This window comes from Citrobacter sp. Cu233 (genome assembly GCF_030332225.1).
GTDB lineage: Bacteria > Pseudomonadota > Gammaproteobacteria > Enterobacterales > Enterobacteriaceae > Citrobacter.
This window is the reverse complement of record NZ_JAOWIF010000035.1, coordinates 260981-287053: the sequence shown is the minus strand read 5'-3', so window position 1 is coordinate 287053 and position 26073 is coordinate 260981. Positions and strand designations below refer to the sequence as shown.

25 protein-coding genes are annotated in these 26073 nt (G+C 47.4%); 13 read left to right on the top strand and 12 right to left on the bottom strand.

Features of this window, described 5'->3' with window-relative positions; all coding sequences use genetic code 11:
• Positions 1–94: 94 nt before the first annotated feature.
• Together dut and coaBC are read right to left on the bottom strand one after the other, a co-directional pair.
• A complete protein-coding gene (gene dut / locus OGX95_RS14900) occupies positions 95–553 on the bottom strand; it encodes a dUTP diphosphatase (protein ID WP_061066835.1) in 459 nt (152 codons plus the stop codon).
• Complete coding sequence (gene coaBC / locus OGX95_RS14895; protein ID WP_286630083.1) at positions 531–1751, bottom strand: bifunctional phosphopantothenoylcysteine decarboxylase/phosphopantothenate--cysteine ligase CoaBC; 1221 nt, start codon at positions 1749–1751, stop codon at positions 531–533. The genes dut and coaBC overlap by 23 nt, the downstream gene beginning before the upstream one ends.
• 171 nt (positions 1752–1922) lie before the next feature.
• On the opposite strand from coaBC, the gene radC reads away from it, so the two are divergent.
• The 4 genes from radC to mutM all read left to right on the top strand — a co-directional run bounded on the left by radC (position 1923) and on the right by mutM (position 4195).
• Entirely contained in the window at positions 1923–2588 is a 666-nt protein-coding gene (gene radC / locus OGX95_RS14890; RefSeq protein ID WP_271442021.1) for a RadC family protein, read from the top strand.
• Between the two features lie 275 nt (positions 2589–2863).
• Positions 2864–3100: a 50S ribosomal protein L28 gene (rpmB, locus tag OGX95_RS14885; RefSeq protein ID WP_003024071.1), complete on the top strand. Its 237-nt coding sequence runs from the start codon at positions 2864–2866 to the stop codon at positions 3098–3100.
• Positions 3101–3120: 20 nt separating this feature from the next.
• Positions 3121–3288 carry a 50S ribosomal protein L33 gene (gene rpmG, locus OGX95_RS14880; protein WP_003024094.1) on the top strand — a complete coding sequence of 56 codons (168 nt, stop codon included), beginning with the start codon at positions 3121–3123 and terminating at the stop codon, positions 3286–3288.
• A 97-nt stretch (positions 3289–3385) separates the two neighbouring features.
• Positions 3386–4195 (top strand): bifunctional DNA-formamidopyrimidine glycosylase/DNA-(apurinic or apyrimidinic site) lyase, encoded by an 810-nt coding sequence (mutM, locus tag OGX95_RS14875; protein ID WP_286629998.1) that lies wholly within the window; start codon positions 3386–3388, stop codon positions 4193–4195.
• Between the two features lie 49 nt (positions 4196–4244).
• On the opposite strand, the gene coaD is transcribed toward mutM, so the two are convergent.
• The 3 genes from coaD to OGX95_RS14860 all read right to left on the bottom strand — a co-directional run bounded on the left by coaD (position 4245) and on the right by OGX95_RS14860 (position 7246).
• A complete protein-coding gene (gene coaD / locus OGX95_RS14870; protein ID WP_271442023.1) occupies positions 4245–4724 on the bottom strand; it encodes a pantetheine-phosphate adenylyltransferase in 480 nt (159 codons plus the stop codon).
• Between the two features lie 8 nt (positions 4725–4732).
• On the bottom strand, positions 4733–6010 hold the full coding sequence (waaA, locus tag OGX95_RS14865; RefSeq protein ID WP_286629997.1) for a lipid IV(A) 3-deoxy-D-manno-octulosonic acid transferase: 1278 nt from the start codon (positions 6008–6010) through the stop codon (positions 4733–4735).
• Positions 6011–6256: 246 nt separating this feature from the next.
• Positions 6257–7246 (bottom strand): glycosyltransferase, encoded by a 990-nt coding sequence (locus OGX95_RS14860; protein ID WP_286629996.1) that lies wholly within the window; start codon positions 7244–7246, stop codon positions 6257–6259.
• Between the two features lie 311 nt (positions 7247–7557).
• Here OGX95_RS14860 and OGX95_RS14855 point away from each other — a divergent pair, with 311 nt between their 5' ends.
• From OGX95_RS14855 to OGX95_RS14835, 5 genes are all read left to right on the top strand, one after another.
• Positions 7558–8799: an O-antigen ligase family protein gene (locus OGX95_RS14855; RefSeq protein WP_286629995.1), complete on the top strand. Its 1242-nt coding sequence runs from the start codon at positions 7558–7560 to the stop codon at positions 8797–8799.
• A 289-nt stretch (positions 8800–9088) separates the two neighbouring features.
• Positions 9089–10093: a lipopolysaccharide core heptosyltransferase RfaQ gene (rfaQ, locus tag OGX95_RS14850; protein ID WP_502872780.1), complete on the top strand. Its 1005-nt coding sequence runs from the start codon at positions 9089–9091 to the stop codon at positions 10091–10093.
• Between the two features lie 20 nt (positions 10094–10113).
• Positions 10114–11238, top strand: coding sequence for a glycosyltransferase family 4 protein (locus OGX95_RS14845; RefSeq protein ID WP_286629993.1), 1125 nt, complete (start codon positions 10114–10116; stop codon positions 11236–11238).
• Positions 11231–12028, top strand: a complete 798-nt coding sequence (gene rfaP / locus OGX95_RS14840) for a lipopolysaccharide core heptose(I) kinase RfaP (RefSeq protein ID WP_286629992.1) — start codon at positions 11231–11233, stop codon at positions 12026–12028. The genes OGX95_RS14845 and rfaP overlap by 8 nt, the downstream gene beginning before the upstream one ends.
• A gap of 127 nt (positions 12029–12155) precedes the next feature.
• A complete protein-coding gene (locus OGX95_RS14835) occupies positions 12156–12926 on the top strand; it encodes a glycosyltransferase family 25 protein (protein WP_286629991.1) in 771 nt (256 codons plus the stop codon).
• A 128-nt stretch (positions 12927–13054) separates the two neighbouring features.
• Here OGX95_RS14835 and rfaC read toward each other — a convergent pair whose 3' ends face one another.
• The 3 genes from rfaC to rfaD all read right to left on the bottom strand — a co-directional run bounded on the left by rfaC (position 13055) and on the right by rfaD (position 16266).
• A complete protein-coding gene (gene rfaC / locus OGX95_RS14830) occupies positions 13055–14014 on the bottom strand; it encodes a lipopolysaccharide heptosyltransferase RfaC (protein WP_286629990.1) in 960 nt (319 codons plus the stop codon).
• A gap of 3 nt (positions 14015–14017) precedes the next feature.
• Positions 14018–15064: an ADP-heptose--LPS heptosyltransferase RfaF gene (gene rfaF / locus OGX95_RS14825; RefSeq protein ID WP_286629989.1), complete on the bottom strand. Its 1047-nt coding sequence runs from the start codon at positions 15062–15064 to the stop codon at positions 14018–14020.
• A gap of 260 nt (positions 15065–15324) precedes the next feature.
• Positions 15325–16266, bottom strand: coding sequence for an ADP-glyceromanno-heptose 6-epimerase (gene rfaD, locus OGX95_RS14820; RefSeq protein WP_286629988.1), 942 nt, complete (start codon positions 16264–16266; stop codon positions 15325–15327).
• A 303-nt stretch (positions 16267–16569) separates the two neighbouring features.
• On the opposite strand from rfaD, the gene OGX95_RS14815 reads away from it, so the two are divergent.
• The 3 genes from OGX95_RS14815 to tdh all read left to right on the top strand — a co-directional run bounded on the left by OGX95_RS14815 (position 16570) and on the right by tdh (position 20106).
• Positions 16570–17721, top strand: coding sequence for a glycosyltransferase (locus tag OGX95_RS14815; protein WP_286629987.1), 1152 nt, complete (start codon positions 16570–16572; stop codon positions 17719–17721).
• A gap of 153 nt (positions 17722–17874) precedes the next feature.
• Entirely contained in the window at positions 17875–19071 is a 1197-nt protein-coding gene (gene kbl, locus OGX95_RS14810) for a glycine C-acetyltransferase (protein ID WP_061066827.1), read from the top strand.
• Positions 19072–19080: 9 nt separating this feature from the next.
• Positions 19081–20106 carry an L-threonine 3-dehydrogenase gene (tdh, locus tag OGX95_RS14805; protein WP_286629986.1) on the top strand — a complete coding sequence of 342 codons (1026 nt, stop codon included), beginning with the start codon at positions 19081–19083 and terminating at the stop codon, positions 20104–20106.
• Between the two features lie 67 nt (positions 20107–20173).
• Here tdh and rfaY read toward each other — a convergent pair whose 3' ends face one another.
• Positions 20174–20860 (bottom strand): lipopolysaccharide core heptose(II) kinase RfaY, encoded by a 687-nt coding sequence (gene rfaY / locus OGX95_RS14800; protein WP_286629985.1) that lies wholly within the window; start codon positions 20858–20860, stop codon positions 20174–20176.
• Between the two features lie 246 nt (positions 20861–21106).
• Between rfaY and OGX95_RS14795 the strand changes: the two genes are divergently transcribed.
• Positions 21107–22141 carry a glycosyltransferase gene (locus tag OGX95_RS14795; RefSeq protein WP_286629984.1) on the top strand — a complete coding sequence of 345 codons (1035 nt, stop codon included), beginning with the start codon at positions 21107–21109 and terminating at the stop codon, positions 22139–22141.
• Here OGX95_RS14795 and OGX95_RS14790 read toward each other — a convergent pair.
• Genes OGX95_RS14790 through gpmM form a run of 3 tightly spaced genes read right to left on the bottom strand, consistent with a single transcriptional unit; the run spans position 22128 to position 25940 of the window.
• A complete protein-coding gene (locus tag OGX95_RS14790; RefSeq protein WP_286629983.1) occupies positions 22128–23099 on the bottom strand; it encodes a divergent polysaccharide deacetylase family protein in 972 nt (323 codons plus the stop codon). The genes OGX95_RS14795 and OGX95_RS14790 overlap by 14 nt on opposite strands.
• A 3-nt stretch (positions 23100–23102) precedes the next feature.
• On the bottom strand, positions 23103–24362 hold the full coding sequence (envC, locus tag OGX95_RS14785; RefSeq protein ID WP_286630082.1) for a murein hydrolase activator EnvC: 1260 nt from the start codon (positions 24360–24362) through the stop codon (positions 23103–23105).
• Positions 24363–24395: 33 nt separating this feature from the next.
• Positions 24396–25940, bottom strand: a complete 1545-nt coding sequence (gene gpmM, locus OGX95_RS14780) for a 2,3-bisphosphoglycerate-independent phosphoglycerate mutase (RefSeq protein WP_286629982.1) — start codon at positions 25938–25940, stop codon at positions 24396–24398.
• Between the last annotated feature and the right edge of the window lie 133 nt (positions 25941–26073).

The window sequence follows — 26073 nt, the reverse complement described above, 5'->3', positions numbered from 1 at the left end:
AAGCACTTGCCAGGCAGGCATCCACACAGCGACCGCAAACGACTGTTTGCGGTATGTTATTGCGTTATTACGCTGAGGGATGCTTCTCTACGGGTTACTTGCGCCCGGAATGGCCGAAGCCGCCTTCGCCACGATCGGTGGCTTCAAACTCTTCCACCAGATTAAATTCAGCCTGCACAACCGGTACAAAGACCATCTGCGCAATACGTTCGCCAGGCTCAATGGTGAAGCTATCCTGGCCACGGTTCCAGATAGACACCATCAGCTGACCCTGGTAGTCGGAATCAATCAAACCGACCAGGTTACCCAGTACGATACCGTGCTTATGACCCAGACCAGAGCGCGGCAACATCACTGCGGCCAGTGAGGGATCGGCGATATGGATGGCTAACCCGGTTGGCACCAGCGTTGTTGCGCCAGGCGCTAATTCTACGGCGTCATCAAGACAGGCACGCAGGTCAAGTCCGGCAGAACCAGAGGTGGCGTACGTCGGGAGCGGAAATTGCTTCCCGACGCGCGGGTCCAGAATTTTAACGTCGATTTTTTTCATCATAACGGGTCACGATCTCGTCGAGTAATAATTGGCCCAGGAGTTCTTTGCGCTCAAGCGGTAAGACTTTATCTCCATCCTGCCAAAAAAGGTGTAATGCGTTGCTGTCGCTGTTAAATCCTTGAGTAGAAAGCGAAACATCGTTCGCACAGATCACATCAAGGTTTTTGCGTAGGCGTTTTTGCCGGGCATATTCTTCCACATTATTTGTTTCGGCGGCAAACCCAACGACAAAAGGACGGTTAACATCCAGTGCGGCAACGCCGGCAATAATATCCGGGTTCTTGATCATTTTTACTGTTAATTCATCGCCCTGCGTCGCCTGCTTTTTGATTTTTTCGTGGGCGACGGTCTCTGCGCGATAATCAGCAACTGCGGCGCAGCCAATAAAAATATGCTGCTGCTGCACTGAAGATTGCACGGCTGCTTCCATTTCTAATGCCGTCATGACATCTACGCGCTGTACAAAAGCAGGTGTGGGCAGCGAAACGGGGCCCGATACCAGAGTGACATTCGCCCCGCGTTTGGCTGCGGCGGCGGCGATAGCGAATCCCATCTTCCCGGAGCTATGGTTGGAAATATAACGCACAGGATCAAGCGGTTCGCGCGTAGGGCCCGCGGTTATCATGATATTAAGATGTTGCAGATCGTTTACAGAAGAAAAATGTTCTGCCGTCATATCCACAATTGTTAAGGGATCCAGCATACGGCCAGGACCGATGTCGCCACATGCCTGACTACCACTGTCGGGTCCCCAAATGAGCAAACCGCGGGAGGCGAGGACGCCAAGATTATATTGAGTTGCGGCGGCGCGGTACATTTGCTGGTTCATGGCCGGCAGCACTGCAACAGGAGCAGGGGTTGCCAGACAGATTGTTGAAACCAGATCGTTGGCCATTCCTGCTGCGACGCGAGCAATCAGATCTGCCGTGGCGGGGGCCAGAATAACTAAATCGGCCCACTTACCCAGTTCAATATGACCCATTGCGGCTTCAGCCGCGGGGTCAAGCAGGCTGTCGGATACCGGGTAGCCCGAAACTGCCTGTAAGCTCAGGGGAGTAATAAAGGCTTTTGCCGCCTCAGTCATTGCTACGCGGACGTCTGCGCCACGTTCCCGTAAACGACGCACCAACTCAGGGGTTTTGTACGCAGCAATGCCGCCACTGACGCCAAGTACAATTTTTTTACCGGCCAGGCTCATCATGATCTTTCCTGTTGGGTTACACCAGAAGGCGGATATTTTATCACACTCCATCATTTATCGTGCTTTTGACCGTGATCCACTTTGCGAAGCGCCACGAGGAATGGATAACAGAGCGTCGATCCACCGCTGGTGTTATGCCACCATGCGGATGCAAAAAGGAGGGGATGCATGAAAAATACAGGATGTTTGATGCCCCGGGAAAAGATGATGGAGTTTGGGGTCAATTCACTGACGGATGTCGAGTTACTGGCGCTGTTTTTACGCACTGGAATCAGGGGAAAAGATGTCCTGACGCTGGCGAAAGAAATGCTACAGCAATTTGATTCGCTTTACGGCTTGTTGTCGGCTGACTACATGGATTTTAGCCTGGTTCAAGGCATTGGCCTTGCGAAGTACGCTCAGCTTAAGGGCATTGCTGAGTTGGCAAGACGCTACTACGACGTGCGGGTGATAGAAGAAAGGTCGATACTTAGCCCAGAAATGGCACGCGAGTTTCTGCAAAGTCAGCTATCGCAAGAAGAGCGCGAGATCTTTTTGGTGATCTTCATGGATTCGCAACATCGAGTGATAAAACACAGCAAACTTTTTTCCGGGACGCTTAGCCATGTAGAAGTGCATCCGCGAGAAATTGTTCGTGAAGCGATAAAAATGAATGCGTCGGCGGTGATCCTTGCGCATAATCACCCCTCGGGGTGTGCAGAGCCGAGCAAAGCAGATAAACTCATCACCGAGCGTGTTGTGAAATGCTGTCAGTTCATGGATATCCGGGTGCTTGATCATCTGATAATTGGACGCGGAGAGTACGTTTCTTTAGCGGAACGCGGTTGGATTTAACGCACTTTACGCGATCCATCGGGATCTTTGTCTGTTCGGGACTTGAGCACATCGCTGACTCAGCGTATACTACGCCACCTTTGAGAATCTCGGGTTTGGCATTTGGGCCTGGCAATCGAGAGTTCGCAAATACATAAAATCATTCATTCGGCATCCAACGACGTTGCAGTATGAACGATTAAGTGTATTGAACTGCGATAACCGGGCTGAGAAGCCTGACGAGGCGCCAATACCCCATACGAAGCTCGAGCTAATTTGATTTTTGGAGAATAGACATGTCCCGAGTCTGCCAAGTTACTGGCAAGCGTCCGGTGACCGGTAACAACCGTTCCCACGCACTGAACGCGACTAAACGCCGTTTCCTGCCTAACCTGCACTCTCACCGTTTTTGGGTTGAGAGCGAGAAGCGTTTTGTCACCCTGCGTGTATCTGCTAAAGGTATGCGTGTAATTGATAAGAAAGGCATCGAAACAGTTCTGTCCGAACTGCGTGCCCGTGGCGAAAAGTACTAAGTACTAAGAGGAAATAAATCATGGCTAAAGGTATTCGTGAGAAAATCAAGCTGGTTTCTTCTGCTGGTACTGGTCACTTCTATACCACTACGAAGAACAAACGTACTAAGCCGGAAAAACTGGAACTGAAAAAATTCGATCCAGTTGTTCGTCAGCACGTTTTATACAAAGAAGCGAAAATCAAATAATTTCGCTTTGATGTAAAGAAAAACCCTGCCTCGGCGGGGTTTTTTGTTTTCTGGCCGTCCCCATATTAATGAGACCTGTTACAGCGCCGGAGATGCTATGCCTGAATTACCTGAAGTTGAAACCAGCCGCCGTGGTATTGAGCCGCATCTGGTAGGGGCGAAGATTCTACACGCCACTGTGCGTAATGGTCGTTTGCGCTGGCCGGTATCTGAGGAAATCTATCGCCTGAGCGATAAACCTGTATTGAGCGTACAGCGCCGCGCGAAATACCTGCTGCTGGAACTGGCGGATGGCTGGATTATCATTCATCTGGGGATGTCGGGTAGTCTGCGTATTCTTCCTGAAGAACTTCCCGCAGAAAAGCATGATCACGTCGACTTAGTGATGAGTAATGGCAAAGTCCTGCGGTATACCGATCCCCGACGTTTTGGCGCCTGGCTGTGGACGAAAGAGCTGGATGGACATAATGTTCTCGCTCATCTTGGCCCAGAGCCGCTGAGCGACGATTTCAACGCCGCTTATCTCCAGCTGAAATGCGCAAAGAAGAAAACGGCGATAAAACCCTGGCTGATGGACAACAAGCTGGTGGTGGGGGTGGGCAATATCTACGCCAGTGAGTCCCTCTTTGCGGCTGGCATCCACCCTGACCGCCTGGCATCATCGCTGTCGAAAGATGAGTGTGAGCTGCTGGTACGCGTTATTAAGGCTGTATTGCTGCGCTCTATCGAGCAGGGTGGTACGACGCTGAAAGATTTTCTGCAAAGTGACGGTAAGCCAGGCTATTTTGCTCAGGAATTACAGGTTTATGGACGTGAAGGTGAGCCTTGCCGCGTATGCGGAGCGCCAATAGTTGCGACTAAGCACGCTCAGCGAACGACGTTCTACTGCCGTCGCTGTCAGAAATAACATTCATTGCAGGCCGGATAAACCTTGTCGGCTTACCCGGCTAAATGCACTACTTCAGCTTATCCATTAGCGCCTGATGAACATTTTTCGGCAGGAAGTGGGTCACGTCACCCTGGTGGCGGGCGACTTCTTTAACCAGCGATGATGAAATAAACGACCACTCTTTAGAAGGCATCAAAAAGACGCTTTCCAGTTGAGGCATTAAGTGGCGGTTCATGTGCGCCAACTGCATTTCATACTCAAAATCAGCCACGGCACGCAGGCCACGAATCAGAATATTAGCCTGATTATCGCGGGCAAAGTTGGCCATTAAATCGCTAAATCCCATGACTTCTACATTACCCAGATGCGCCGTTGCCTGCTGTGCCAGCTGAACGCGTTCTTCCAGCGTGAACATCGGTTTTTTACTGGGGCTTGCGGCAATTGCCAGGATCACGTGATCAAACATGCTTGTCGCACGTGTCACGATATCAAGATGACCGTTAGTTATGGGATCGAAGGTTCCTGGATAAATCGCCCGTTTTTGCATGACAGCCCTCAATGCGTTTTGGGTGGCAGGTAAGGTTCCAGCAGCTGCAGCAGACGCTGTAGCGCGCCCTGATTTTGGTACAGTACTTCAACAGCATGGCGACCATAAAAATTTCGATAATCTTCATCGGTCAGTAGGGACGAAACCTCTTTCACCAGCGTGGTGACGTCAGTGACGGTGATCAACCCACTTGCCTGTTCCAGTCGGGCGCAAATATCTTTGAAGTTAAAGGTATGCGGGCCCATCAATACAGGAATGGCATGTGCCGCTGCTTCCAGTGGGTTGTGTCCCCCACGCTCAACCAGAGAGCCGCCGACAAAAGCAAGATCGGCAATTCCGTACAGCAGCATCAGCTCGCCCATCGTGTCGCCAATAACCACTTGGGTACTTGAGGATGGAACTTCGCCAGAAGAGCGTGTGGTAAAGCTTAGACCAGCCTGGCGTACGAGGTTAATGGCATCCGGGAAGCGCTCAGGGTGTCTGGGAACCAGAATCAATAAAAGATTCGGGAACTGGTGTAACAGCGCCTGATGAGCTGCAATGATGATGCTTTCTTCCCCGTCATGCGTGCTGGTCGCAATCCATACCGGGCGATGAGGAGCCCACTGGCGTCGTAACGTAATCGCTTTAGCGGCCAGTTGTGGGGTGACGGAAATATCAAACTTCAGGCTACCGGTGACGGTGACCTGATTGTTCCTGGCTCCCAATGTAATGAAGCGAGCGCCATCTTCTTCGTTTTGTGCAGCAATCAGCGTAATGCGGCGTAATAGCCTGCTAACAAATTTCCCTAATTTAGCGTAGCCTGCGGCTGAACGCGCGGAAAGGCGCGCGTTGGCGATGACCAGTGGGATATGGCGCTTATGCAGTGCAGCGATCAGATTTGGCCAGAGCTCGGTTTCCATAATTAACACCAGTTTGGGGTCAACTTTATTCAGGAAACGGTTCAAAGCATCCGGTAAATCATAGGGAAGATAGATATGTTGAACGTCTGTGCCAAAAGCAGATTGCACACGCTCAGAACCGGTTGGCGTCATGGTGGTAACCGTGATCGGCAAATCGGGATAACGATGTCTCAGAGCGCGGACTAATGGGATTGCTGCCAGTGTTTCACCCACGGATACTGAATGGAGCATGATGCCGCCAGGTTTCAGTGGGCGGCGATAAAAACCGTAGCGTTCACCCCAGCGTTTACGGTACGCCGGAGCTTTACGTCCGCGCACCCAAAGCCGTATCCAGATCAGAGGCTGAATAAGGTAGAAAAGGGCGGTGTAAAGCAATTCTAGCATAATAGTAGCTGGCTTATGGATGTGCTGGGGATTCTATGTATTTAACTATGGCTTTACCATCATTTTTGCTGATTTTTTGAGGAAACTGTACGGATCACGAGAAAGGGGGGCTGAGTTGTGTTGTCCCGCTTTGTAATCTCTGCTGTGGAAGGCAAAAAACGGAATGGTTATGGTCATAAAAATCGATCTTTTTATGGAATATGCCAGAGACATAACCATTCCTGAAAAGACAATAATATCAAAGTATTAGCGTTTTTTCTGTGTTTGGTATTTGTTAATTAAATACTTAACATAGAAAATAAAAGCACCGAGGAGTTGGCCATTGTGTTTTAAATGTGTGCTTTTCCGTGATAGCTGTTTATACGTAGTGGGTGCCAATAAAGGAATATCTTTCCACGGCGAATTCTCTCTGGCTATTTTGAAGTATTCGACCTCAGCGTAATATTGCGCCCAGTCATGCCAGGGTTTCGTGACGCCGACATAGTGAATGAATACCGTTTGTGATGTGATTTTAAAGGCATCACCACCTTTCTTGGCTAACGTATCGATGTTAAAGAATGAATTGAATTTATGGTCCAGAATTTTTACGCGATCATTGAAGAGAACGTTCAACGCATCCTGATCGGGATGTGAGAAACGGTTTTCATTGACCTTTGAAATGACCTGCAGAGTCAGATTAGTATCTTTTAATTCTGGAAGATTAAAATACATGAAGCCTGAGTTGAAGTACCGGCCTGGATTGATACCGGCAACAGCAGACGTATCGACAAAGCTATCATGGACAGCCATTAATACATTGCCATTAAATTCTTCCGTGAGTAACGAGGTCAGGCTTCCTTTACATATAATATCAGAGTCAAGATATATAATGCTGCTGAGTTTATCGGCAAAATAATCGATTGCAATAAGTCTGAAATAGATTGAATAATTCCATGCCTTAGATGCTGTAGGTAGATTTTTTAATTCATTATCATCCAGCACATAAAATGTAATATGGGTATTGTATTGACTTGCCAGGACTGAAAAAAGATGAAGTTGATGTTCGTCAAGATAATTAGTGAAAATATGGAAGTGGAAGTTCAGATCCCGGTTGTTTAAAAGTACCGATGTAATTGAAACGCCCGTACCATAAAGAAACGGTTTGTCAGCGCCATAGGTAATATTGACACATGTAATGTTGTTGTCGTCATTATTAATATGTGCATTCTTAATATATTTTATTATATTTGCTTTCACATCTTTTTCCTTTTGATTCTTTCAGAGTGCACGCGTGTTTATGTAAGACAAAATGGCTCTCCTGTGGGCATAGAATAGAACAAACTGTAAAGGAAGGAAAGAGATACTTGGTGGCTAAATTTTATTTATTAATCATGATGTTATGTTGTGTTTTTTTTGTGGGTAGAACGAAGAAACACAGTGAGAGGAAGAGACTAAAATTAATGGGGGATTTTTACGATGTTATATAATAAGATATGCCCCATAAATCATGTGAGCAAGTGTTTGTTGTTGATTAACAAGGCTATTTGAAGAAGTGAGATTTGAATTCTATGAATCAAGTAAGATACAGTCAAAATGGTAATATCTTGATTTTAAGCAAAGTTGTATTGATCTTAATGATTTTTGGTTTATTTACGATAGATAATCAAGGGGTGCTAAATATGACCTCTTTGCTCGCTGTAGGTTTATCTATTTATTATATTAGAGCCAATAAAATAGACATTAAGAATATTGTCATCGACCTTATGCAGAAGAGAAAAATATTGTTACTCTTCACGCTGTGGTGTATTTTTTGTATTGTGTTTTTTACCTATAAAGAGAAATCTCTTGATGCCTTTATCATATTGATAAAAGACTGGCGTTACCCGCTAGTGATGATGTTATTTTTCGGAGCATTCAGTAAACATATCACCTCACTGAGACAGTTTTTTGTCATTGGTGCGATACTGACTCTATCCTATATTGTCTTAGTGGTACCAATTTTAAGAATTATAAAAAATAACCCACAGGAACTGTATTTACAGCTTCGCTATGGCTTCGCATTCTATGTTGTTATGCTATTTCCTTTTGTATTAACAGGGGCGATCTTATTCAAGAATCACTTTCTGAAAACAGTATTGTATATCATTTCTGCGCTTGCATTTGTTTTTTTATCATACACCGGGAGTCGGGCAGGAATCTTAGCAGTTGTTGTAGAGATTTTCCTGATTTCATTTCTGGTGAGTAAAACCATCAAGAGATTTATGGCTGCTACCTGCGGCTTGCTATTTATAATGGTTGCTTTGCTTACCGGGGCCTACAACACAGTGGGTCAGGTAAAAATGAAAGTCGATCAAACTCTGCAAATGAATAACGTCACATCCAGTCGTGATGAAATCATCTCAGACCGTTTCCCTTTAGTAATGAAAAATATCAACAATGCCGTCTTTGGCATTGGGTATGGAAATTCTACATACAACCAGTATTTAGAGGACCATAACGCGCCGAAAAATGGTGGGGTATATTCTGAACGGAATAAGAGTTATAATATAGATGAACCATTTTTTATGATAATTTTTTATAATGTCGGGAGCATCGGTCTGCTTTTATTTATTGCAGCTTTTTTTATTACCTTTAAAGATATATACGCCCGCGCCAGGAACCAAAAGGATATTTTTAGCATTTCATTACTGTGTTCTCTCGTTGGCTACATTCTTATATATTGTTTATTTGAAAAAATGTTTATAAATGTCTTTTTGTTATACAGCATAGCTATCCTGATGTTGTATGACAAAAATGAGTCGGCAGAGTAACGAATTAACATTAAAATGAGCCTATGTGACGTAGTTGAGAATATAGGCTCAATATTCATAACATGATAGATAGTCTCATGCATTGTTAGTATTCATTTATTCTCTCGTTCACATAGAAAATTTTCATAGATATCGAATTGTCAAGTGAATAGTGGTATAATATAAACGATAAAATAAGATGGTGTGTTCTGCAGTACACAGGTAGCTGTTGAGCCTGGGGCGGTAGCGTGATTTGAAAATTAACAATAACCTGAAAGGGTAGAGTGTGAAAAAGATCCTGGTAATAAAAATGCGCTTTCACGGCGATATGTTGCTAACCACACCGGTCATCAGCACGCTTAAAAAAAATTATCCTGATGCTGATATTGATGTTTTACTCTACGAAGATACCATTCCTATTTTATCTGAAAATCCCGATATCCATGCTTTGTATGGCATAAAAAATAAAAAGAGCTCTGCTTTTGAGAAAGTAAAAAATTTCTTATCGCTGATCAAGGCACTACGCGGTAATCATTATGATTTAGTGGTCAACCTTACCGATCAGTGGATTGTTGCTTTGCTGTGTCGCTGCCTGGATTGCCCAATAAAGTTGACACATGATTTTTCGCACAGAAATAAGAAATTCTGGCGCGACAGTTTTACTCATCACGTTCCTCTAAGTGGCGATCATTGGGTTGAACGTAATTTGTCTGTGCTGACGCCATTAAACCTAAAAGAATCCGTCCCGGTATTGAAAATGGTTTATGGTGAGCAGGTCTGGCAATCTGTTCGGAAAAAACTTCCTCAGGTTGATACCCAGAAGTATGTTGTTATACAGCCTACGGCGAGACAAGAATTCAAGTCGTGGGAGAATGATAGATTCTCACTGGTGATTGATGCGATACATCATTTGGGGTATCAGGTTGTACTGACTTCTGGACCCGGTGCCAGCGATATTGCCTGCGTCGATGAGATCGCCAGGGCGTGTGAAACGAAACCTTTAACTGGAATCGCCGGGAAGACAACATTCCCTGAGCTTGCTGCATTAATTGATCATGCTGTACTTTTCATTGGCGTCGACTCTGCTCCGATGCATATTGCCGCAGCGGTTAAAACGCCCATCATTTGTCTTTTTGGCGCTACCGATCATATCGCCTGGCGACCATGGTCTGATGATGTGGTTCAATTTTGGGCTGGTGATTACCAACCAATGCCTGTGCGTGAAAAACTTGATCGAAGTAAGAAATATTTATCTGTTATACCTGCGGAAGACGTGATTGCAGCCATAGCGTCACGGTTACCTAAACTCGATTAATAAAGCATTCGGATATTAAAATGGTTATTGCCTTCTGTTTGTATAAATATTTCCCTTTCGGTGGGTTGCAGCGTGATTTTTTACGCATAGCATCGACAGTCGCATCACGTGGACATCATGTTCGGGTTTACACGCAATCATGGCAAGGAAATATTCCAGACAGCCTGGAAATCATCATTGTTCCTGTGAAGTCTTGCTCCAACAACGGGAAAAATGCTGAGTATCATCGGTGGGTTAGTAAACATCTTGAGAGTAATCCAGTAGACCGGGTCGTTGGGTTCAATAAAATGCCTGGATTAGATGTTTATTATGCTGCTGATGTTTGTTACGCAGAAAAAGTCGCGCAAGAAAAAGGTTTGCTCTATCGTCTGACACCACGATATCGGCATTATGCTGCCTTTGAGGAAGCAACATTTGCTGAGGGAAAATCAACACAGCTGTTGATGCTAACAGATAAGCAAATTGCGGATTTTCAGAAGCACTATCATACTGAGCAAGCGCGTTTTCATATCCTTCCTCCGGGGATTTATCCTGACAGAAAATACAGCTATCAGCCAAAAAATTGTAGAGCTAGCTTCAGGAAAGAAAATGATATCAGTGATTCCCAGTATTTAATTATACAAATTGGTTCTGATTTTACCCGTAAGGGTGTCGACAGAACTATCAAGGCGATCGCTTCCTTACCGGAAGCTGTCCGCAAGCAAACGATTCTGTTTGTTGTGGGCCAGGATAAGCCTGAACGCTATATAAAGCTGGCAGCAGAGTATGGTGTTGCTGACAATATCAAGTTCTTCCCTGGCCGTAATGATGTCTCAGAGTTAATGGCAGCGGCCGATCTATTGATTCATCCGGCATACCAGGAAGCCGCAGGGATCGTGCTGGTTGAAGCTATTGCAGCAGGCTTACCTGTTATAACAACGGCAGTTTGCGGATATGCCCATTATATTAAAGATGCTGAGTGCGGCATTGTTATTGATGAACCGTTCGAACAAAAATTATTAGATGAAGCTGTTTATTTTTCTTTAACTGACTCAGGGCAGAGAAAAGCATGGAAAGATAATGCACAACACTTTGCTGATACTCAAGACCTTTATAGTCTACCTGAGAAAGCAGCTGATATTATTATAGGTGGTACCCATGGTTGATTTAAAAGAACCATTTTTATCCTTGTGGAAAGGGAAAGATGCTTTTTCTGAAGTGCAGAAGCTGCAGGGAGAAACATTTAGACAGCTCGAAACGCGTAGAACGATAAGGTTTGAGATTGCAGGTAAAAGCTATTTCCTGAAATGGCACCAGGGCACTAAACTGAAGGAAGTTATCAAGAACTTATTCTCTTTACGTTTGCCGGTACTCGGTGCTGATAGAGAATGGAATGCTATACACCGTTTGCAGGAACTGGATGTTGATACAATGCATGGTGTTGGTTTCGGGCAACAAGGTATAAATCCGCTCAACCGTATCTCATTTATTATAACGGAAGATCTGAGTCCGGCGGTTAGCCTGGAAGACTATTGCGCAGATTGGCTGGTGAATCCGCCTTCGCGAAAAGTGAAAATGGCATTAATTGAGCGTCTTGCCATTATGGTCAGAAGGATGCATCAGGGAGGCGTTAATCACCGTGATTGCTATCTCTGTCACTTCTTATTACATCAACCGGCCAATTTTGAGGATAATACGTTCAAACTGTCGGTTATTGATCTGCACCGGGCTCAGATAAGAAATGCGGTTCCTATTCGTTGGCGAAATAAAGATCTGATTGGTTTGTACTTCTCCTCGTTAAACATCGGGTTAACGCAAAGAGACTACGTTAGATTTTTGAAGATATACTTTCAAAAAGACATTAATACAATCATTCATGATGAGTCTGATCTCTTTGCAAGCTATGCAAGAAAAACTAATAAAATTATTAATCATACATCAAAAAATAAACTATAAATATGAAGTAATAGACTTTGTATAGCTACATAGAATAGTTAATTAAGTTTATTCAGCTGGCCAGTAATTGTTAATCTTTACTTCACGATGACTGTGCTGGCTTAATTATATTAGAGGGTTTGAACTCATGCACGTGCTGGTCATTTCGCTTCCTTTTGACGATGCCCGACGAAAACGCGTATCAGATATAATGAATGAATTAAATATCGAGTATTCGTTCGTTGATGCTATCTATGGAAAAAATTTGTCTGCCGAAGATAAGAGCAAGATACCGTTAACTGACTTTCAGCACAGGGAAAATCATACGCCTACTGATGGTGAACTGGGTTGCTCACTAAGCCATATGAAGGCATTCAAACAGTTTGGGCAGAGTGGACAAGATTGGGTTTGTATTCTTGAGGATGACGCGATAATTGATCAGAATTTTAAGGAATTTATATCGACTGTCGATGAAAGTGTTCTCAATAAAGACGCGTTATACCTACTTGGTGGGCAGGATGGTTTAAGGTATAAGAATAAAGTTGTCTTAAATTTGGTTAAGCTCAAGAAAATTGGTGGCCAGACCTTCGGTAAGGTCATATTTGGTCATGGGTATGTTTTACGAGCCTGCGGTTATTTAATGAATTCTGTAACAGCTCAAAAACTTGTTTCCCGTTTTGAAAATAACTTTTTCATCATAGATGAATGGGCATATCTGATGCGCCAGGGCTATTTTTCTGATATATACCTGGCAAACTTTGTCCATCACCCTGAAGAGTTGTCCGGGAGCTGGTTAGAGAAAGAACGTAAAGAGATAAAGAGCCACAAGAAAAAGCAGAAATCACTTTTCAGACGTAAAATTTCATCCTCATACTGGCATGCCCGACGAATGATTCTCGGATTATGTTGGTGGAAGTAGATGAATGCAATAATGCTTAACCGTGGATGAAATACGATATAGTGCATAGTTTTAGTCAGCTGCAGATATGTTAAATAGCAAAGCGATTGTATAAGAATGAATTTAACATATCTGCGATATCTGAATAATTACAACAGCGCTATGTGAGAATAAACCTGAGTGGGTTCAAGCATAGCAAGTTTTCCTTCCGGGGCACGACATGTGACCTGATTCTTCCCGTATCCCCCAATCAACCCCGGGTCCGTAGGGCCATATAGCGTAACATTCGGCCGATCCAGTGCGGCAGTCAAGTGGCTTAATCCGGTATCAACGGATACCACAAACTTAGCGCCAGCTAATATCCGGGCGACATCCCCAAGACTCATTCGCGGTAAAACGTCTACGTAATCAAATCCTTCTGCCAGTCGTCTGGCTCGCGCTTCTTCATGCGGAGCACCCCAGGGGAGCTTAATACGTATTTCTGCGTGATTTAATAAGCCAATGAGCTCCCGCCACTTCGCTTCCGGCCAGTGCTTGTCATCACGAGTGGTGGCGTGCAGGAAGACGGCGTACTGCCCTGCATCAGCATTGAGTCCATTCACAAAATGCTGTGCAATAGCGTAATCACCCTGCGACTGGGGTTTGGCATATCCCAGACTTTTCGCGAACAGCTCACGAGTACGTTCAACAGCATGCTGCTGTCTGGCGATATGATGCTTACGGTTATAAAACAGACTCGCCAGCGGTTCGCGCGCGGTACTCCAGTCCATACCATGCTTAATGCCATGCGCCAGACGTGTGACCAGCGCGGCGCTTTTTACCAGCCCCTGCGCATCGATAACGACATCATAGTTCTGTAAACGCACCGCATCGCGAAAAGCTGTGCGCTCAGCTTTAATGGGGGCGGAAAACCAGGCTTTACGCCAGCGGCGAATCGCCACCGGGATCACACGGTCAACGACCGGATGCCAGGAGGGGATTTGAGCAAACCCTTCTTCCACTACCCAATCAAACTGAATATCCGGAATGGCCTGCTGCGCATCTGTTAATGCGGGCAATGTATGCAGCACATCGCCCATTGACGATGTTTTAACGATCAGAACCCGCATCCGTCAGGCTTCCTCTTGTAACAACAGGTCATTCAGTTCTTCCAGTACGCGCTGAGGTGTGATGTCAATCAGGCTCTGGTGATACCCTTGTGCAGTATCCCCCTTACGCACCTTATGATAGCCCGTAATCAGGCGAATCACGCGAGCTTTGTGGGAAAGTGGTGGAGTGAAATCCGGGCTGCTGGGGCCATACAGAGCGACCAGCGGACGATTTAGTGCGGCAGCCACGTGCATCAAACCGGAGTCATTGGTGACCACGGCTTTGCAGGCGGCGAGCAGAATAACGGCCTGCTCCAGCTGTGTTTCACCAGCCAGGTTCCGACACCATGCCTGCTGTTCAACGCTTAGTGCAGCCAGAATCTCATTGCCAGCTTCATGATCCTTAGCCGAGCCAAACAGGACAATCTGATGGCCTTCGTCGATCAACTGCTTTGCCAGTTCAGCATAGTGGTAATGTGGCCAACGTTTCGCTGGACCAAATTCTGCACCCGGGCAGAAACCGATGATTGGACGTTCAGCCGAGAGGGAAAATTGGCTACAGGTAAGAGACTTTTCGCCTTCACTGACCTGCAATTGTGGCCACAGCAGCGGCTGTGGTAAATCTTTGGCTGTGAGCATCACGCCTTTATCGTACGCTAACGCGACATAGCGCTCGACCATCAGTGGCCAGGCTTCCTTATCCAGTACACGCGCATCGTTCAGCAGACCATAGCGCATCTCGCCACGCCAGCCGGTACGATGAGGAATACCCGCGAAGAAAGGTACCAGTGCGGATTTAAACGAGTTCGGCAGGACGTACGCGCGATCGTAGCGTTTATCACGCAAATTGTGGCCCAGTTTGCGGCGCTCGCCAATCTCCAGTGCGCCGTGTCCAAGCGGCATGGCGATAGCATCGTTGACTTCAGGCATGCGCGATAATAACGGACGGCACCATGCAGGTGCCATCACGTCGATTATTGCCTGGGGATAGCGCGCCTTGAGCGTGCGATAGAGACTTTGTGACATCATCATGTCACCCACCCAGGACGGGCCAACCACCAATATCTTCATTTACTTCATCCTTCAAGCTGTCTCTGCGTTGGCTGCGAGGTACTCGGCCCATCCCTGTGCCTCACCCCTTCGGGGCCGCTGCAAGCAACGTTCAAATCTGTTCCAGACAGATTTGTCACTCCGGCCACTTACTCTTGTAAGCTCCCGGAATGAATGAGGGACGTCCGTGTCCCTCACCAAAGGCAGCCTCCGGCAGTTCAAATTCGTTCCAGACGAATTTGTCACGTAGTTGCCGCCTTGATACCGCTCGAATGATTTTGTTAATTTGTAGCGTTGTCGCGGTTCAGCCAGGCCATATATTCCGTCACGCCTTCGGCAACGGTCTTGAACGGTTTGTCATAGCCCGCAGCGCGCAGGTTAGTCAGATCCGCCTGAGTAAATGCCTGATAGCGGCCCTTCAGTTTTTCCGGGAACGGAATGTATTCAATGCTGCCTTTTTTGTGGTATGCCAGCGTGGCATCCGCGACGGCCTGGAAAGACTCTGCGCGACCAGTACCGAGGTTAAAGATGCCGGAAACGCCGTTTTCCAGGAACCACAGGTTTACTGCTGCAACATCGCCGACATAGACGAAATCACGTTTGAAGTTTTCACTGCCTTCGAACAGCTTGGGTGTTTCGCCGTTGTTGAGCTGAGTATTGAGATGGAAAGCTACGCTCGCCATGCTGCCTTTGTGACCTTCACGCGGCCCGTAGACGTTGAAATAACGGAAGCCAACGATCTGAGAATTTGCTTCTGGCAGGATCTGGCGTACATATTCGTCGAACAGGAATTTTGAGTAGCCATAGACGTTCAGCGGTTTCTCATATTCACGAGATTCGATGAAGTCAGAGGTACGACCGCCGTACGTTGCTGCAGAAGAGGCATACAGGAAAGGAATTTCACGCTCCAGGCAGTAGTGCAGCAGCTCTTTGGAGTATTGATAGTTGTTGTCCATCATATACTTGCCATCCCACTCGGTCGTGGAAGAACACGCGCCTTCGTGGAAAATTGCCTCGATATCGCCGAAATCTTCTCCAGCCATAATCTGGATCAGGAAGTCTTCCTTATCCATATAGTCAGCAATATTCAGATCCACCAGATTCACAAACTTGGTGCCGTCTTTTAGGTTGTCCACCACCAGAATATCGGTGATGCCTTTGTCATTCAGAGACTTAACGATGTTGCTGCCGATAAATCCCGCGCCGCCGGTAACGATGATCATAAATGTAACCTTCGAATTATGGAGTCAGAGACAATCTCAGACACGAATGTCTCTAATCATATCACTACATGGCTTCGGCTTCAGCAGTACGTCGCGTCATGTGGCGTGTGGCATTTGTGTTGGTTATTGCTTTCATTGTTTATATTCTTGATTGAAATGGTGTAGGCAGAGTGGTGTATGATTCACGTCATGAATGAGTATTCAAGTGCGCGGTACCGGCTTTTTCGGAGCCATCAACGAATGGATAAGCAAGGCAGAGTACTGTGTTGGGACTGACAATAGTCGTTGGAATGAAAAGAATATATGCAACTTAAGAAGATAATTATTACAGGTTATGAAACCAGTGGTCTTGGCGGCATGGAGACGGTATGTATTAATCTGGTGAAGCTGCTGCGGATGCAAGACCCTGATATTGATGTCTCTTTTGTTTTTTTTAAGAAAAATAACAATAGCAATGTCAATAATGACTGGCTCACGGGGCAGCGCTATTGTCATCTTTCTTCTAATATAAAAATAACTAAATTAAGAAGACTCAGTTTTGCTTATGGTTTGCGAAGAATTATTCTTCAGGAAAGTCCAGATGTAATTATATCCCTGGATACTCTTTCATGTTACATCAGTCACGTTGCAAGAAAATATACAAGCAAGCAGGTTAAAATATTTTCATGGTTTCACTTCTCTATTTTTAACTTCTACAAAAATAATTACAAGAAAAAAATCAAGTACATTAATAAAGCAGACTATCATCTTTCAATTAGCTCAGGGATAACTCAGCAGCTTATTGAGATGGGAATAGAGAAAAGCACTATTGCAACGATTTACAATCCCGTTGCGCGATGCGATATCCGTATCCCTACCCCTGAGAAGCATGCCCGGTTTGTGTATGTAGGTCGGGTTGTGGCAGATGGACAAAAAAATGTACGTAGTCTTTTCAACGGGTTGGCTCAACTAAAAGGGAAGTGGTCCCTGGATATTGTCGGCACCGGTCCGGATGTTGATACCTTAACGGCATTAGCTGAAACGTTGGGAATTAGTGGAAATATTCACTGGCATGGTTGGCAGAAATCACCATGGGAATATATTCAGAACACGCTAAAAAATATCACCTGCCTGCTGCTAACTTCTCATTTTGAAGGTTTCGTTATGGTTCTGGTTGAAGCCAGTGCTCACGGTGTTTATGCCATTAGCTCTAATTGTGAAACGGGGCCTGCAGACATTATCAAAGAAGGGGTAAACGGTAATTTATACCCTACTGATGAACCGGAAAAATTTGTTTCCTTGCTACAGGGAATTGTTGATGGAAAAGCGTTGCCTGCCGGCGAGCAGATTCAGCAGGCGATTGAGGAATTCTACGAGGACAACTATATCATTAAGGTTAATAAGGCCTTTGCTATGGCAGGATTTACTATAGCACCGTCATCAGCGTCTCAGGTCATTGATGACGCGACAACGTAAGTCAGGTCGTGATGCCAGGTCTGTCATTCCTGAAAAGTTATGTGGGTACACGTGATTTATGCTGCATTTTAGATAAGTCATGATGAGTCATCTCGTACAAACCAATAGCATTGGGTAATATGTGCTGAAATTTGCCCAGTCTGGAGAATTGCAATGCGTGGGAATTTTTATAAGCAGTTAACGAACGATCTGGAAACCGCACGCGCGGAAGGGTTGTTTAAAGAAGAGCGCATTATTACGTCTGCTCAGCAGGCGGATATCACCGTGGCTGATGGAAGCCACGTTATTAACTTTTGTGCGAACAACTACTTAGGGCTGGCTAACCACCCGGAACTGATTGCGGCGGCAAAAGCGGGTATGGATTCTCACGGATTTGGTATGGCCTCGGTGCGCTTTATTTGTGGCACTCAGGACACCCATAAGCAACTGGAGCAAAAACTGGCTGCGTTCCTGGGTATGGAAGATGCCATTCTTTACTCTTCTTGCTTTGACGCCAACGGCGGCCTGTTCGAAACGCTGCTGGGAGCAGAAGATGCCATCATCTCTGATGCCCTGAACCACGCCTCTATTATCGATGGTGTGCGCCTGTGCAAAGCGAAGCGTTTCCGCTACGCCAACAACGATATGCAGGAGCTGGAAGCGCGTCTGAAAGAAGCGCGTGAAGCAGGAGCCCGTCACGTATTGATCGCCACCGATGGTGTGTTCTCTATGGATGGCGTTATCGCTAACCTGAAAGGCGTATGCGATCTGGCAGATAAATATGATGCGCTGGTGATGGTTGATGATTCCCACGCAGTAGGCTTTGTTGGTGAGAACGGGCGCGGCTCTCATGAGTATTGCGACGTGATGGGCCGTGTGGACATCATCACCGGTACGCTGGGCAAAGCACTCGGCGGCGCATCTGGTGGTTACACTGCGGCACGTAAAGAGGTGGTTGAATGGTTGCGTCAACGTTCTCGTCCGTACCTGTTCTCCAACTCACTGGCTCCGGCAATTGTTGCTGCGTCCATTAAGGTGCTGGAGATGGTTGAGGCGGGTAGCGACCTGCGCGATCGTCTGTGGGCTAATGCGCGTCAATTCCGTGAGCAAATGTCCGCAGCAGGTTTCACGCTGGCAGGGGCCGATCACGCGATTATTCCGGTAATGCTGGGTGATGCGGTTGTTGCGCAGGCGTTTGCCCGCGAGCTGCAAAAAGAGGGGATTTACGTTACTGGATTCTTTTATCCAGTGGTTCCAAAAGGCCAGGCGCGTATTCGTACCCAGATGTCTGCGGCACATACCCCTGAGCAGATTACGCGTGCAGTCGACGCGTTCACACGCATTGGTAAACAACTGGGCGTAATTGCCTGAGGATGTGAAATGAAAGCGTTATCCAAACTGAAAGCGGAAGAAGGCATTTGGATGACCGACGTTCCTGAACCGGAAGTCGGTCATAACGATTTGCTGATTAAAATCCGTAAAACAGCCATCTGCGGGACTGACGTTCACATTTATAACTGGGATGAGTGGTCGCAAAAAACCATCCCGGTTCCAATGGTTGTAGGGCATGAATATGTCGGTGAAGTTGTTGGCATCGGCCAGGAAGTTAAAGGCTTCAAAATCGGCGATCGCGTTTCTGGTGAAGGCCATATTACTTGCGGACATTGCCGTAACTGCCGCGGTGGCCGTACTCACCTGTGCCGCAATACGACCGGTGTCGGCGTAAACCGTCCAGGCTGTTTTGCTCAATACCTGGTGATCCCGGCGTTTAACGCCTTTAAAATCCCGGACAACATCTCCGATGATTTAGCGTCCATATTCGATCCATTCGGTAACGCGGTACACACGGCGCTGTCATTTGATTTGGTTGGCGAAGATGTGCTGGTTTCCGGTGCGGGTCCGATAGGCATTATGGCTGCCGCGGTAGCGAAGCACGTTGGTGCACGCCACGTAGTGATTACCGATGTTAATGAGTACCGTCTGGAACTGGCGCGTAAAATGGGCATTACCCGCGCAGTCAACGTCTCGAAAGAGGACTTGACCGACGTGATGGCCGAACTGGGGATGACCGAAGGGTTCGATGTGGGGCTGGAAATGTCTGGGGCGCCGCCAGCGTTTCGTACCATGCTGGACACCATGAACCACGGTGGCCGTATTGCCATGCTGGGGATCCCGCCATCAGACATGTCGATAGACTGGACGAAAGTTATCTTTAAGGGTCTGTTTATTAAAGGTATCTATGGTCGCGAAATGTTTGAAACCTGGTACAAGATGGCTGCACTGATCCAGTCCGGTCTTGATCTGTCGCCGATCATCACCCATCGGTTCTCAATTGATGAGTTCCAGCAGGGCTTTGATGCCATGCGTTCAGGCCAGTCTGGGAAAGTGATCCTGAGCTGGGATTGAATGCGCAGCGTGCATTCAGTGTTAATTATGGCCAGATATCGCTATCTGGCCGTATAAACCATACATTTTATTTTCCGCGGATCTTCCTGGATAACGATCTTATATTTTCTTTAAGCAGGATGAGTTTATAAATTAACCCTCTGCCTTTAACGTTAATATTATATTTTCGTTGTAATGCCAGAATGTCATTTGCCTGACAGACCTTCATATTTCCCTTACAGGACAGGTCAATAATCCTTAACTTGCCCGTTGGTGTGCGAATGAAATTCCCTGGGTGAACATCATTTGATGCCAGTCCGGCCTTGTGGAGTTGCAGCACGCATTGCTTTACCTCGTCAGCATTCTTCTGGTTAATTTCCTTTAAAGGAACACCTTCAATATATTCATGAATAGTATAAACATCATGACACAGGCGAAAGCGTGTTTTCTCAGCAGCATAGTAGAGATCGGCTGTACAGATGCGCATTTCCGGCGGGAGCCTGTCCAATTTCCGGATCAGCCGGGAATAGAAAGGACCGGAGGTAAAGTTCTGTAATTTTTTCTCAAATCGTGGATCAACTTCACGGTCGTTTTTGATGATATATTTTTGTGAGTTGTACTCGACCAGCTCCACGCTGCGCAATGCGTTACCACTGCTCAGCGGTTTGCCACTGATTTCTTTTTTGATGTATTTATTCATCAGTGACTTAAGGTCATTTCTGGTCTCTTTGCAATAGACCGTATAACCTTTTTCGTGTGTCTTACTGATGGCCATCTTTCCCCTCAATATCAGCCTATAGAGTACGTTAATTCATAGGGACAGAGTATACAGGTTGTGTACCCCGATATGTAGACGATCTGAGCTATCAGCAACCTGCTGAACGCAGGCGTAGCAGGGCATCTTTCTCAAACCGGACGCTTTCGCTGCAGCGTTCTGCCCATAAATACGTTCTAACCTTAATAATTCCTTAATGAAACTGTAGTAAAAGTCATCAGCGTAATGACAAACCTGGGTTAGCTGATGAGAAACTGCACAAATATGTTGAGTGTTATTATTCCGTTGTATAACGTGGGTGATAGTTTTCGGGATTGCATGGAATCTTTGATCGCACAGACATGGAATGCGCTGGAGATCATCATTGTGAATGATGGTTCAACGGATAACTCTGTTGATATTGCACAACACTATGCGGACAACTATCCCCACGTACGGTTGTTGCATCAGGCGAACGCAGGGGCATCCGTAGCGCGTAATCGTGGCCTGGAAGCGGCCAAAGGGGATTATGTTGCATTTGTCGATGCCGATGACCTGGTTTATCCCAATATGTACGAAACCCTGATGACCATGGCAATTCAGGATGACCTGGATTTAGCACAGTGTAATTCCGACTGGTGCATTCTTGAAACGGGACACACCTGGCAATCAATACCGACGGATCGTCTTCGGTCTACGGGGGTGTTGACCGGCCCTGACTGGTTACGTATGGCGTTGGCTTCACGCCGCTGGACACATGTGGTCTGGATGGGAATTTATCGCCGGGATGTTATTGAGAGAAATAAAATAACATTTATTCCGGGGTTACATCACCAGGATATTGTCTGGACGACGGAGTTTATGTTTAACGCTGTACGTGTACGATATACCGAGCAATCTTTATATAAATACTTCTTACATGATCAATCAATCAGCCGTCTTAAACGACAAGGTTTAAAAAATCTCAACTACCAGCGGCACTATATTAAAATTACGCGGTTATTGGATCGGTTGAATCGTGAATATGCCGATCGGATTACTATTTATCCGGAATTTCATCAGCAAGTCACCTATGAAGCATTGCGCGTATGCCATGCAGTCCGTAAAGAACAGGATGTGCATATTCGTCAGCGTATGATCGCAGAGATTTTTGTCTCTGGTATGTATAAGCGCATGATAACTAACGTACGCAGTGCCAAAGTATTGTACCAGGCACTGCTATGGTCATTCCGTCTATGGAAATGGCGCGATAAAACATCATCGCCTTCGCGTATTGCCCGAAAAGCGCTTAATCTGCGTTAGCGTTTATTGTGCTGGGTGAAGATGTGTTCCCCCAGCCCTGCCACTGCAGTTTCATATACTGAACCAGCGTACTTTGTGTGATGCTTTCCCCCAGCACGCTAAAGAATCGGTTGGTGTAAACCGGCTCCAGAGGCTGCTTCGGTTTGCACAATTTCACCCCACGGAAAGGATTACGGGGCGCATCTGGCGTACTGTTTCTCGGTGGGGTGAGGTTAGGTCTGGAGGTATCGATCTGCGGCTCATTAAGCAGGCTGCTCGGACGAACCAGCGTAATATCGGCGGGCAGGCTATACAGCATCTGCTGCAACACGCGTACCGTAGAAGGGTGAGGGTGCCCGATGGCAATCGCTGACCCGTTACGGCGAGCAAGATCGACTGCACGATTAAACTGACGGCGAATATCCGCTTCGTTTTGCGTGTCGTCCAGGAAGACTTTGCGTTTAATGACCTTCACACCGGTTCCTGACGCTGCGCGCATTGCCTGACTGTTGCCGATGGTCATGCTGTCGAGGAAGTAGAGATCGTAGCGTTCCAGCGCTTGCATCACTTTCTGCATGCCGAACAGGCTGGATGTCATCGCACTACCCATATGGTTGTTCAGTCCCACTGCATACGGTACTTTGCTTACCGCATCGCGAATAATCCGTTCAATTTCTTCGCTGCTCATCTCCGGGCGTAACGTGTCTTTCTCCAGCGGTTGCTTGCTCAGCGGTGCCATCGGCAGGTGGATCAACACCTCATGCCCACTGTTATGCGCTTTAGTCGCCATTTCACGCGCATGCGGCGCATTTGGCAGAACGGCAACGGAGACAGTGGAAGGCATTGCCAGCACCTGGTTTTCCGTTTGCGGACGATAACCGAAATCATCAATGACGATAGCAAGTTTGCCGGCGAAAACAGGTGTTGCGAATGCCAGCAGGCTGGCGAATGAGAGCAAAGTACGACGAAACTGAGGCAAAACTTATCTTCCCAACCACGGTTGTGGATTGACCGCCTGACCCTGGCGACGAATTTCGAAATAGAGCGCTGGCCTGCCCTGACCACCGCTGCTACCCACAAGTGCAATAGGCTGCCCGGCGCGAACCTGCGTACCCACGCTGACCAATGCGCTTTGGTTGTAACCGTACAGGCTCATATCGCCTTTACCGTGTTCAACCACGACGACCAGTCCATAACCCTGCAACCAGTCTGCCAGAATGACGCGACCATCGGCGATGGCTTTGACTTCGGTACCTTCGGAGGCACCAATAACCATCCCTTTCCAACGTAGTTCACCTTGCAACTGTTCGCCATAGCGATGCAGCGTTGGACCACGAACAGGCCAGAATGCCTGACCGCGTGGTGAGCCTAACCCGCCGGTACGAGACATCAGTGATTTCTCGCTTTCGGTTGGCTTATAGGTCGAGCCTTTGCGTGATGCTTCCTGCTGCTTATCACGCACAGCCTGCGCTTCACGTGCTTCACGCTCCGCGCGGGCTTTCGCGGCGGCTTCGGCTCGCGCAATACTGTTGCGCAGACGGGATTCGTTGGCTCGCATCTCGCCTAACTGCTGCTGGCCCTGCTGAATGGATGATTCCAGGCCCGCGAGCGTTTTTTGGCGTTCATTACGTGCCTGCTCTAGTTTTGCCTGCTGAGCACGCTGTTCGTACAGCAGTGTCTGCTGTTCGCTTTGCTTATCTTCCAGCTCGGCTTTCTGCGAATCGACCTCTTCGCGGGTTTGCTTCAGCTGTGCGATAGTCTCCTGGCGCGCCTGGTTCAGATAGCCGAAATAGGCCTGCAGGCGTTGTCCGCGCTGAGTCTCTTCACCGCTGAGGATCAACTGAATACCGGTATGTTCACCCTGGCGAAACGCAGCATCTAACTGGGCTGCCAGACTGCGCTCCTGTGCTGCCCGCTGCTTTTCCAGCTTTGCAATAGAAGCGTTCATCTCGGCGATTTGAGCATTCAGCTGAGCCAGGGAGTTTTGCGTTTCGCGTAGCTGTCGTGCAGCCGCGGCGATGGCTTGTTCCTGAGCTTTAAGCTGAGCAAGGAGGGTGGCGCGTTGTTGCTGTTGTTGGCGTACCGCGCGTTCTTTTGCCGCGATATCGGCCTGAATTGATTTGAGCTGATCGCGTTCGTCCGCGTGGGCGGAAAAGGCGCACAGCAATACGCCAGCGCTAAGCGCGCTGGCGTAGAACAAGGACCTGACTGAAAGCTTCGGCAGTTTCACGGCCCATGTGATGGTATTAATCGCCTTTCCCCTCATGGGGAGGGATTATTCCACGATGAACAGCGGCTTACCAGTCATCTCTTGCGGGATTTCCATACCCATCAGCGTCAGCATTGTTGGGGCGATATCAGAAAGTTTACCGCCTTCGACTGCTTTGACGTTTTTGCCACCCACATAAATCAGTGGAACCGGCAGGTTGGTATGCGCGGTATGTGCCTGACCGGTAGACGGATCGCGCATCTGCTCAGCGTTACCGTGGTCTGCGGTGATCAGCAGTTGGCCGCCAACGGATTCAACAGCTTTAGCCACTTGCTCAACGCAGTGATCCAGCGCTTCAACCGCTTTAACTGCCGCTTCCATCACCCCGGTATGACCAACCATGTCGCCGTTCGGGTAGTTACAGATGATGGTATCGTATTTACCGCTCTCAATCGCAGCAACCAGCTTCTCAGTCAGTTCTGCAGAGCTCATTTCTGGCTGCAGGTCGTAGGTGGCGACTTTTGGCGAGTTGATCAGAATGCGCTCTTCGCCTTTGAACGGTTCTTCTACACCGCCATTAAAGAAGAAGGTCACGTGCGCGTATTTTTCTGTTTCAGAAATACGCAGCTGGGTTTTGTCATGCTTCGCCATCCATTCACCAAGCGTGTTAGCCAGAGACGCAGGTGGGTAAGCTACCGCGGTTTTGATGTCAGCTGCGTATTCAGTCAGCATCACAAAGTTGAGGTTAACGACTTTTTTACGTGCGAAGCCATCAAAATCCGCGTTTACAAACGCACGGGTAATTTCACGCGCACGGTCAGCACGGAAGTTCATGAAAATCAGCGTATCGCCGTCTTCCATTGCGGCATCGGCCTGGCCTTCAGCGCGGATCACGGTCGCTTTTACGAATTCGTCGTTTTCGTCGCGAGCATAGGCAGCCTGCAGACCCGCTACTGCGGTATCGGCCTGGAATTCACCTTGTGCCAGCGTCATCAGGTCATAAGCCTGCTCAACGCGATCCCAACGGTTGTCGCGGTCCATGGCGTAGTAACGACCGATGATGGACGCTACACGGCCTTTACCCAGTGCCGCAAATTTCTCTTCGAATTTTTGCAGTGAGTGTTCAGCACTGCGCGGTGGCGTATCACGGCCATCAAGGAAGGCGTGCAGATAGATTTTTTCTGCGCCGCGCTCAGCTGCCAGTTCAACCATCGCCATGATGTGATCTTCGTGGCTGTGTACGCCACCGGCAGATAGCAGGCCCATGATGTGTACCGCTTTGCCGGCATTTTTTGCCTGGTCAACTGCGGCGGTCAGCACCGGGTTAGTGAAGAAAGTACGTTCTTTAATTTCCACATCCAGACGGGTCAGATCCTGATACACGATACGGCCCGCGCCCAGGTTAACGTGACCCACTTCGGAGTTGCCCATCTGACGATCGGGCAAGCCGACTTCCAGGCCAGACGCATCAATCAGGGTATGCGGACGTTTTGCCCACAGAGCATCCATTACCGGGGTTTTGGCATTAAAGATGGCGTTATCCTGGCTGTCTTCGCGATAGCCATAGCCATCCAGAATTACCAGTACCATAGGTTTTTTAGAAACCGACATTGCGACAACCTCACACTCAATAGACAAAATAATTGCGTAATTTTACTACAGCTGAATCGATAAAATAGCCCCAGAAGATCAAATAATCGACCAGAGCGGTTCGGGTGGGGGGGCGATTTGTGTTTTTTTTTCC

What these genes read in the sequence shown, in the direction of transcription:
- OGX95_RS14835 (WP_286629991.1), top strand. Translation starts at nt 12,156, where the DNA reads ATGCACGTGCTGGTCATTTCGCTTCCTTTTGACGATGCCCGACGAAAA.
- waaA (WP_286629997.1), bottom strand. Translation starts at nt 6,010, where the DNA reads ATGCTAGAATTGCTTTACACCGCCCTTTTCTACCTTATTCAGCCTCTG.
- gpmM (WP_286629982.1), bottom strand. Translation starts at nt 25,940, where the DNA reads ATGTCGGTTTCTAAAAAACCTATGGTACTGGTAATTCTGGATGGCTAT.
- rfaY (WP_286629985.1), bottom strand. Translation starts at nt 20,860, where the DNA reads ATGGCCATCAGTAAGACACACGAAAAAGGTTATACGGTCTATTGCAAA.
- rfaQ (WP_502872780.1), top strand. Translation starts at nt 9,089, where the DNA reads ATGCGCTTTCACGGCGATATGTTGCTAACCACACCGGTCATCAGCACG.
- rfaP (WP_286629992.1), top strand. Translation starts at nt 11,231, where the DNA reads ATGGTTGATTTAAAAGAACCATTTTTATCCTTGTGGAAAGGGAAAGAT.
- OGX95_RS14815 (WP_286629987.1), top strand. Translation starts at nt 16,570, where the DNA reads ATGCAACTTAAGAAGATAATTATTACAGGTTATGAAACCAGTGGTCTT.
- mutM (WP_286629998.1), top strand. Translation starts at nt 3,386, where the DNA reads ATGCCTGAATTACCTGAAGTTGAAACCAGCCGCCGTGGTATTGAGCCG.
- OGX95_RS14795 (WP_286629984.1), top strand. Translation starts at nt 21,107, where the DNA reads ATGAGAAACTGCACAAATATGTTGAGTGTTATTATTCCGTTGTATAAC.
- rpmG (WP_003024094.1), top strand. Translation starts at nt 3,121, where the DNA reads ATGGCTAAAGGTATTCGTGAGAAAATCAAGCTGGTTTCTTCTGCTGGT.
- tdh (WP_286629986.1), top strand. Translation starts at nt 19,081, where the DNA reads ATGAAAGCGTTATCCAAACTGAAAGCGGAAGAAGGCATTTGGATGACC.
- OGX95_RS14845 (WP_286629993.1), top strand. Translation starts at nt 10,114, where the DNA reads ATGGTTATTGCCTTCTGTTTGTATAAATATTTCCCTTTCGGTGGGTTG.
- coaD (WP_271442023.1), bottom strand. Translation starts at nt 4,724, where the DNA reads ATGCAAAAACGGGCGATTTATCCAGGAACCTTCGATCCCATAACTAAC.
- rfaD (WP_286629988.1), bottom strand. Translation starts at nt 16,266, where the DNA reads ATGATCATCGTTACCGGCGGCGCGGGATTTATCGGCAGCAACATCGTT.
- rfaF (WP_286629989.1), bottom strand. Translation starts at nt 15,064, where the DNA reads ATGAAGATATTGGTGGTTGGCCCGTCCTGGGTGGGTGACATGATGATG.
- rfaC (WP_286629990.1), bottom strand. Translation starts at nt 14,014, where the DNA reads ATGCGGGTTCTGATCGTTAAAACATCGTCAATGGGCGATGTGCTGCAT.
- coaBC (WP_286630083.1), bottom strand. Translation starts at nt 1,751, where the DNA reads ATGAGCCTGGCCGGTAAAAAAATTGTACTTGGCGTCAGTGGCGGCATT.
- kbl (WP_061066827.1), top strand. Translation starts at nt 17,875, where the DNA reads ATGCGTGGGAATTTTTATAAGCAGTTAACGAACGATCTGGAAACCGCA.
- OGX95_RS14855 (WP_286629995.1), top strand. Translation starts at nt 7,558, where the DNA reads ATGAATCAAGTAAGATACAGTCAAAATGGTAATATCTTGATTTTAAGC.
- dut (WP_061066835.1), bottom strand. Translation starts at nt 553, where the DNA reads ATGATGAAAAAAATCGACGTTAAAATTCTGGACCCGCGCGTCGGGAAG.
- radC (WP_271442021.1), top strand. Translation starts at nt 1,923, where the DNA reads ATGAAAAATACAGGATGTTTGATGCCCCGGGAAAAGATGATGGAGTTT.
- rpmB (WP_003024071.1), top strand. Translation starts at nt 2,864, where the DNA reads ATGTCCCGAGTCTGCCAAGTTACTGGCAAGCGTCCGGTGACCGGTAAC.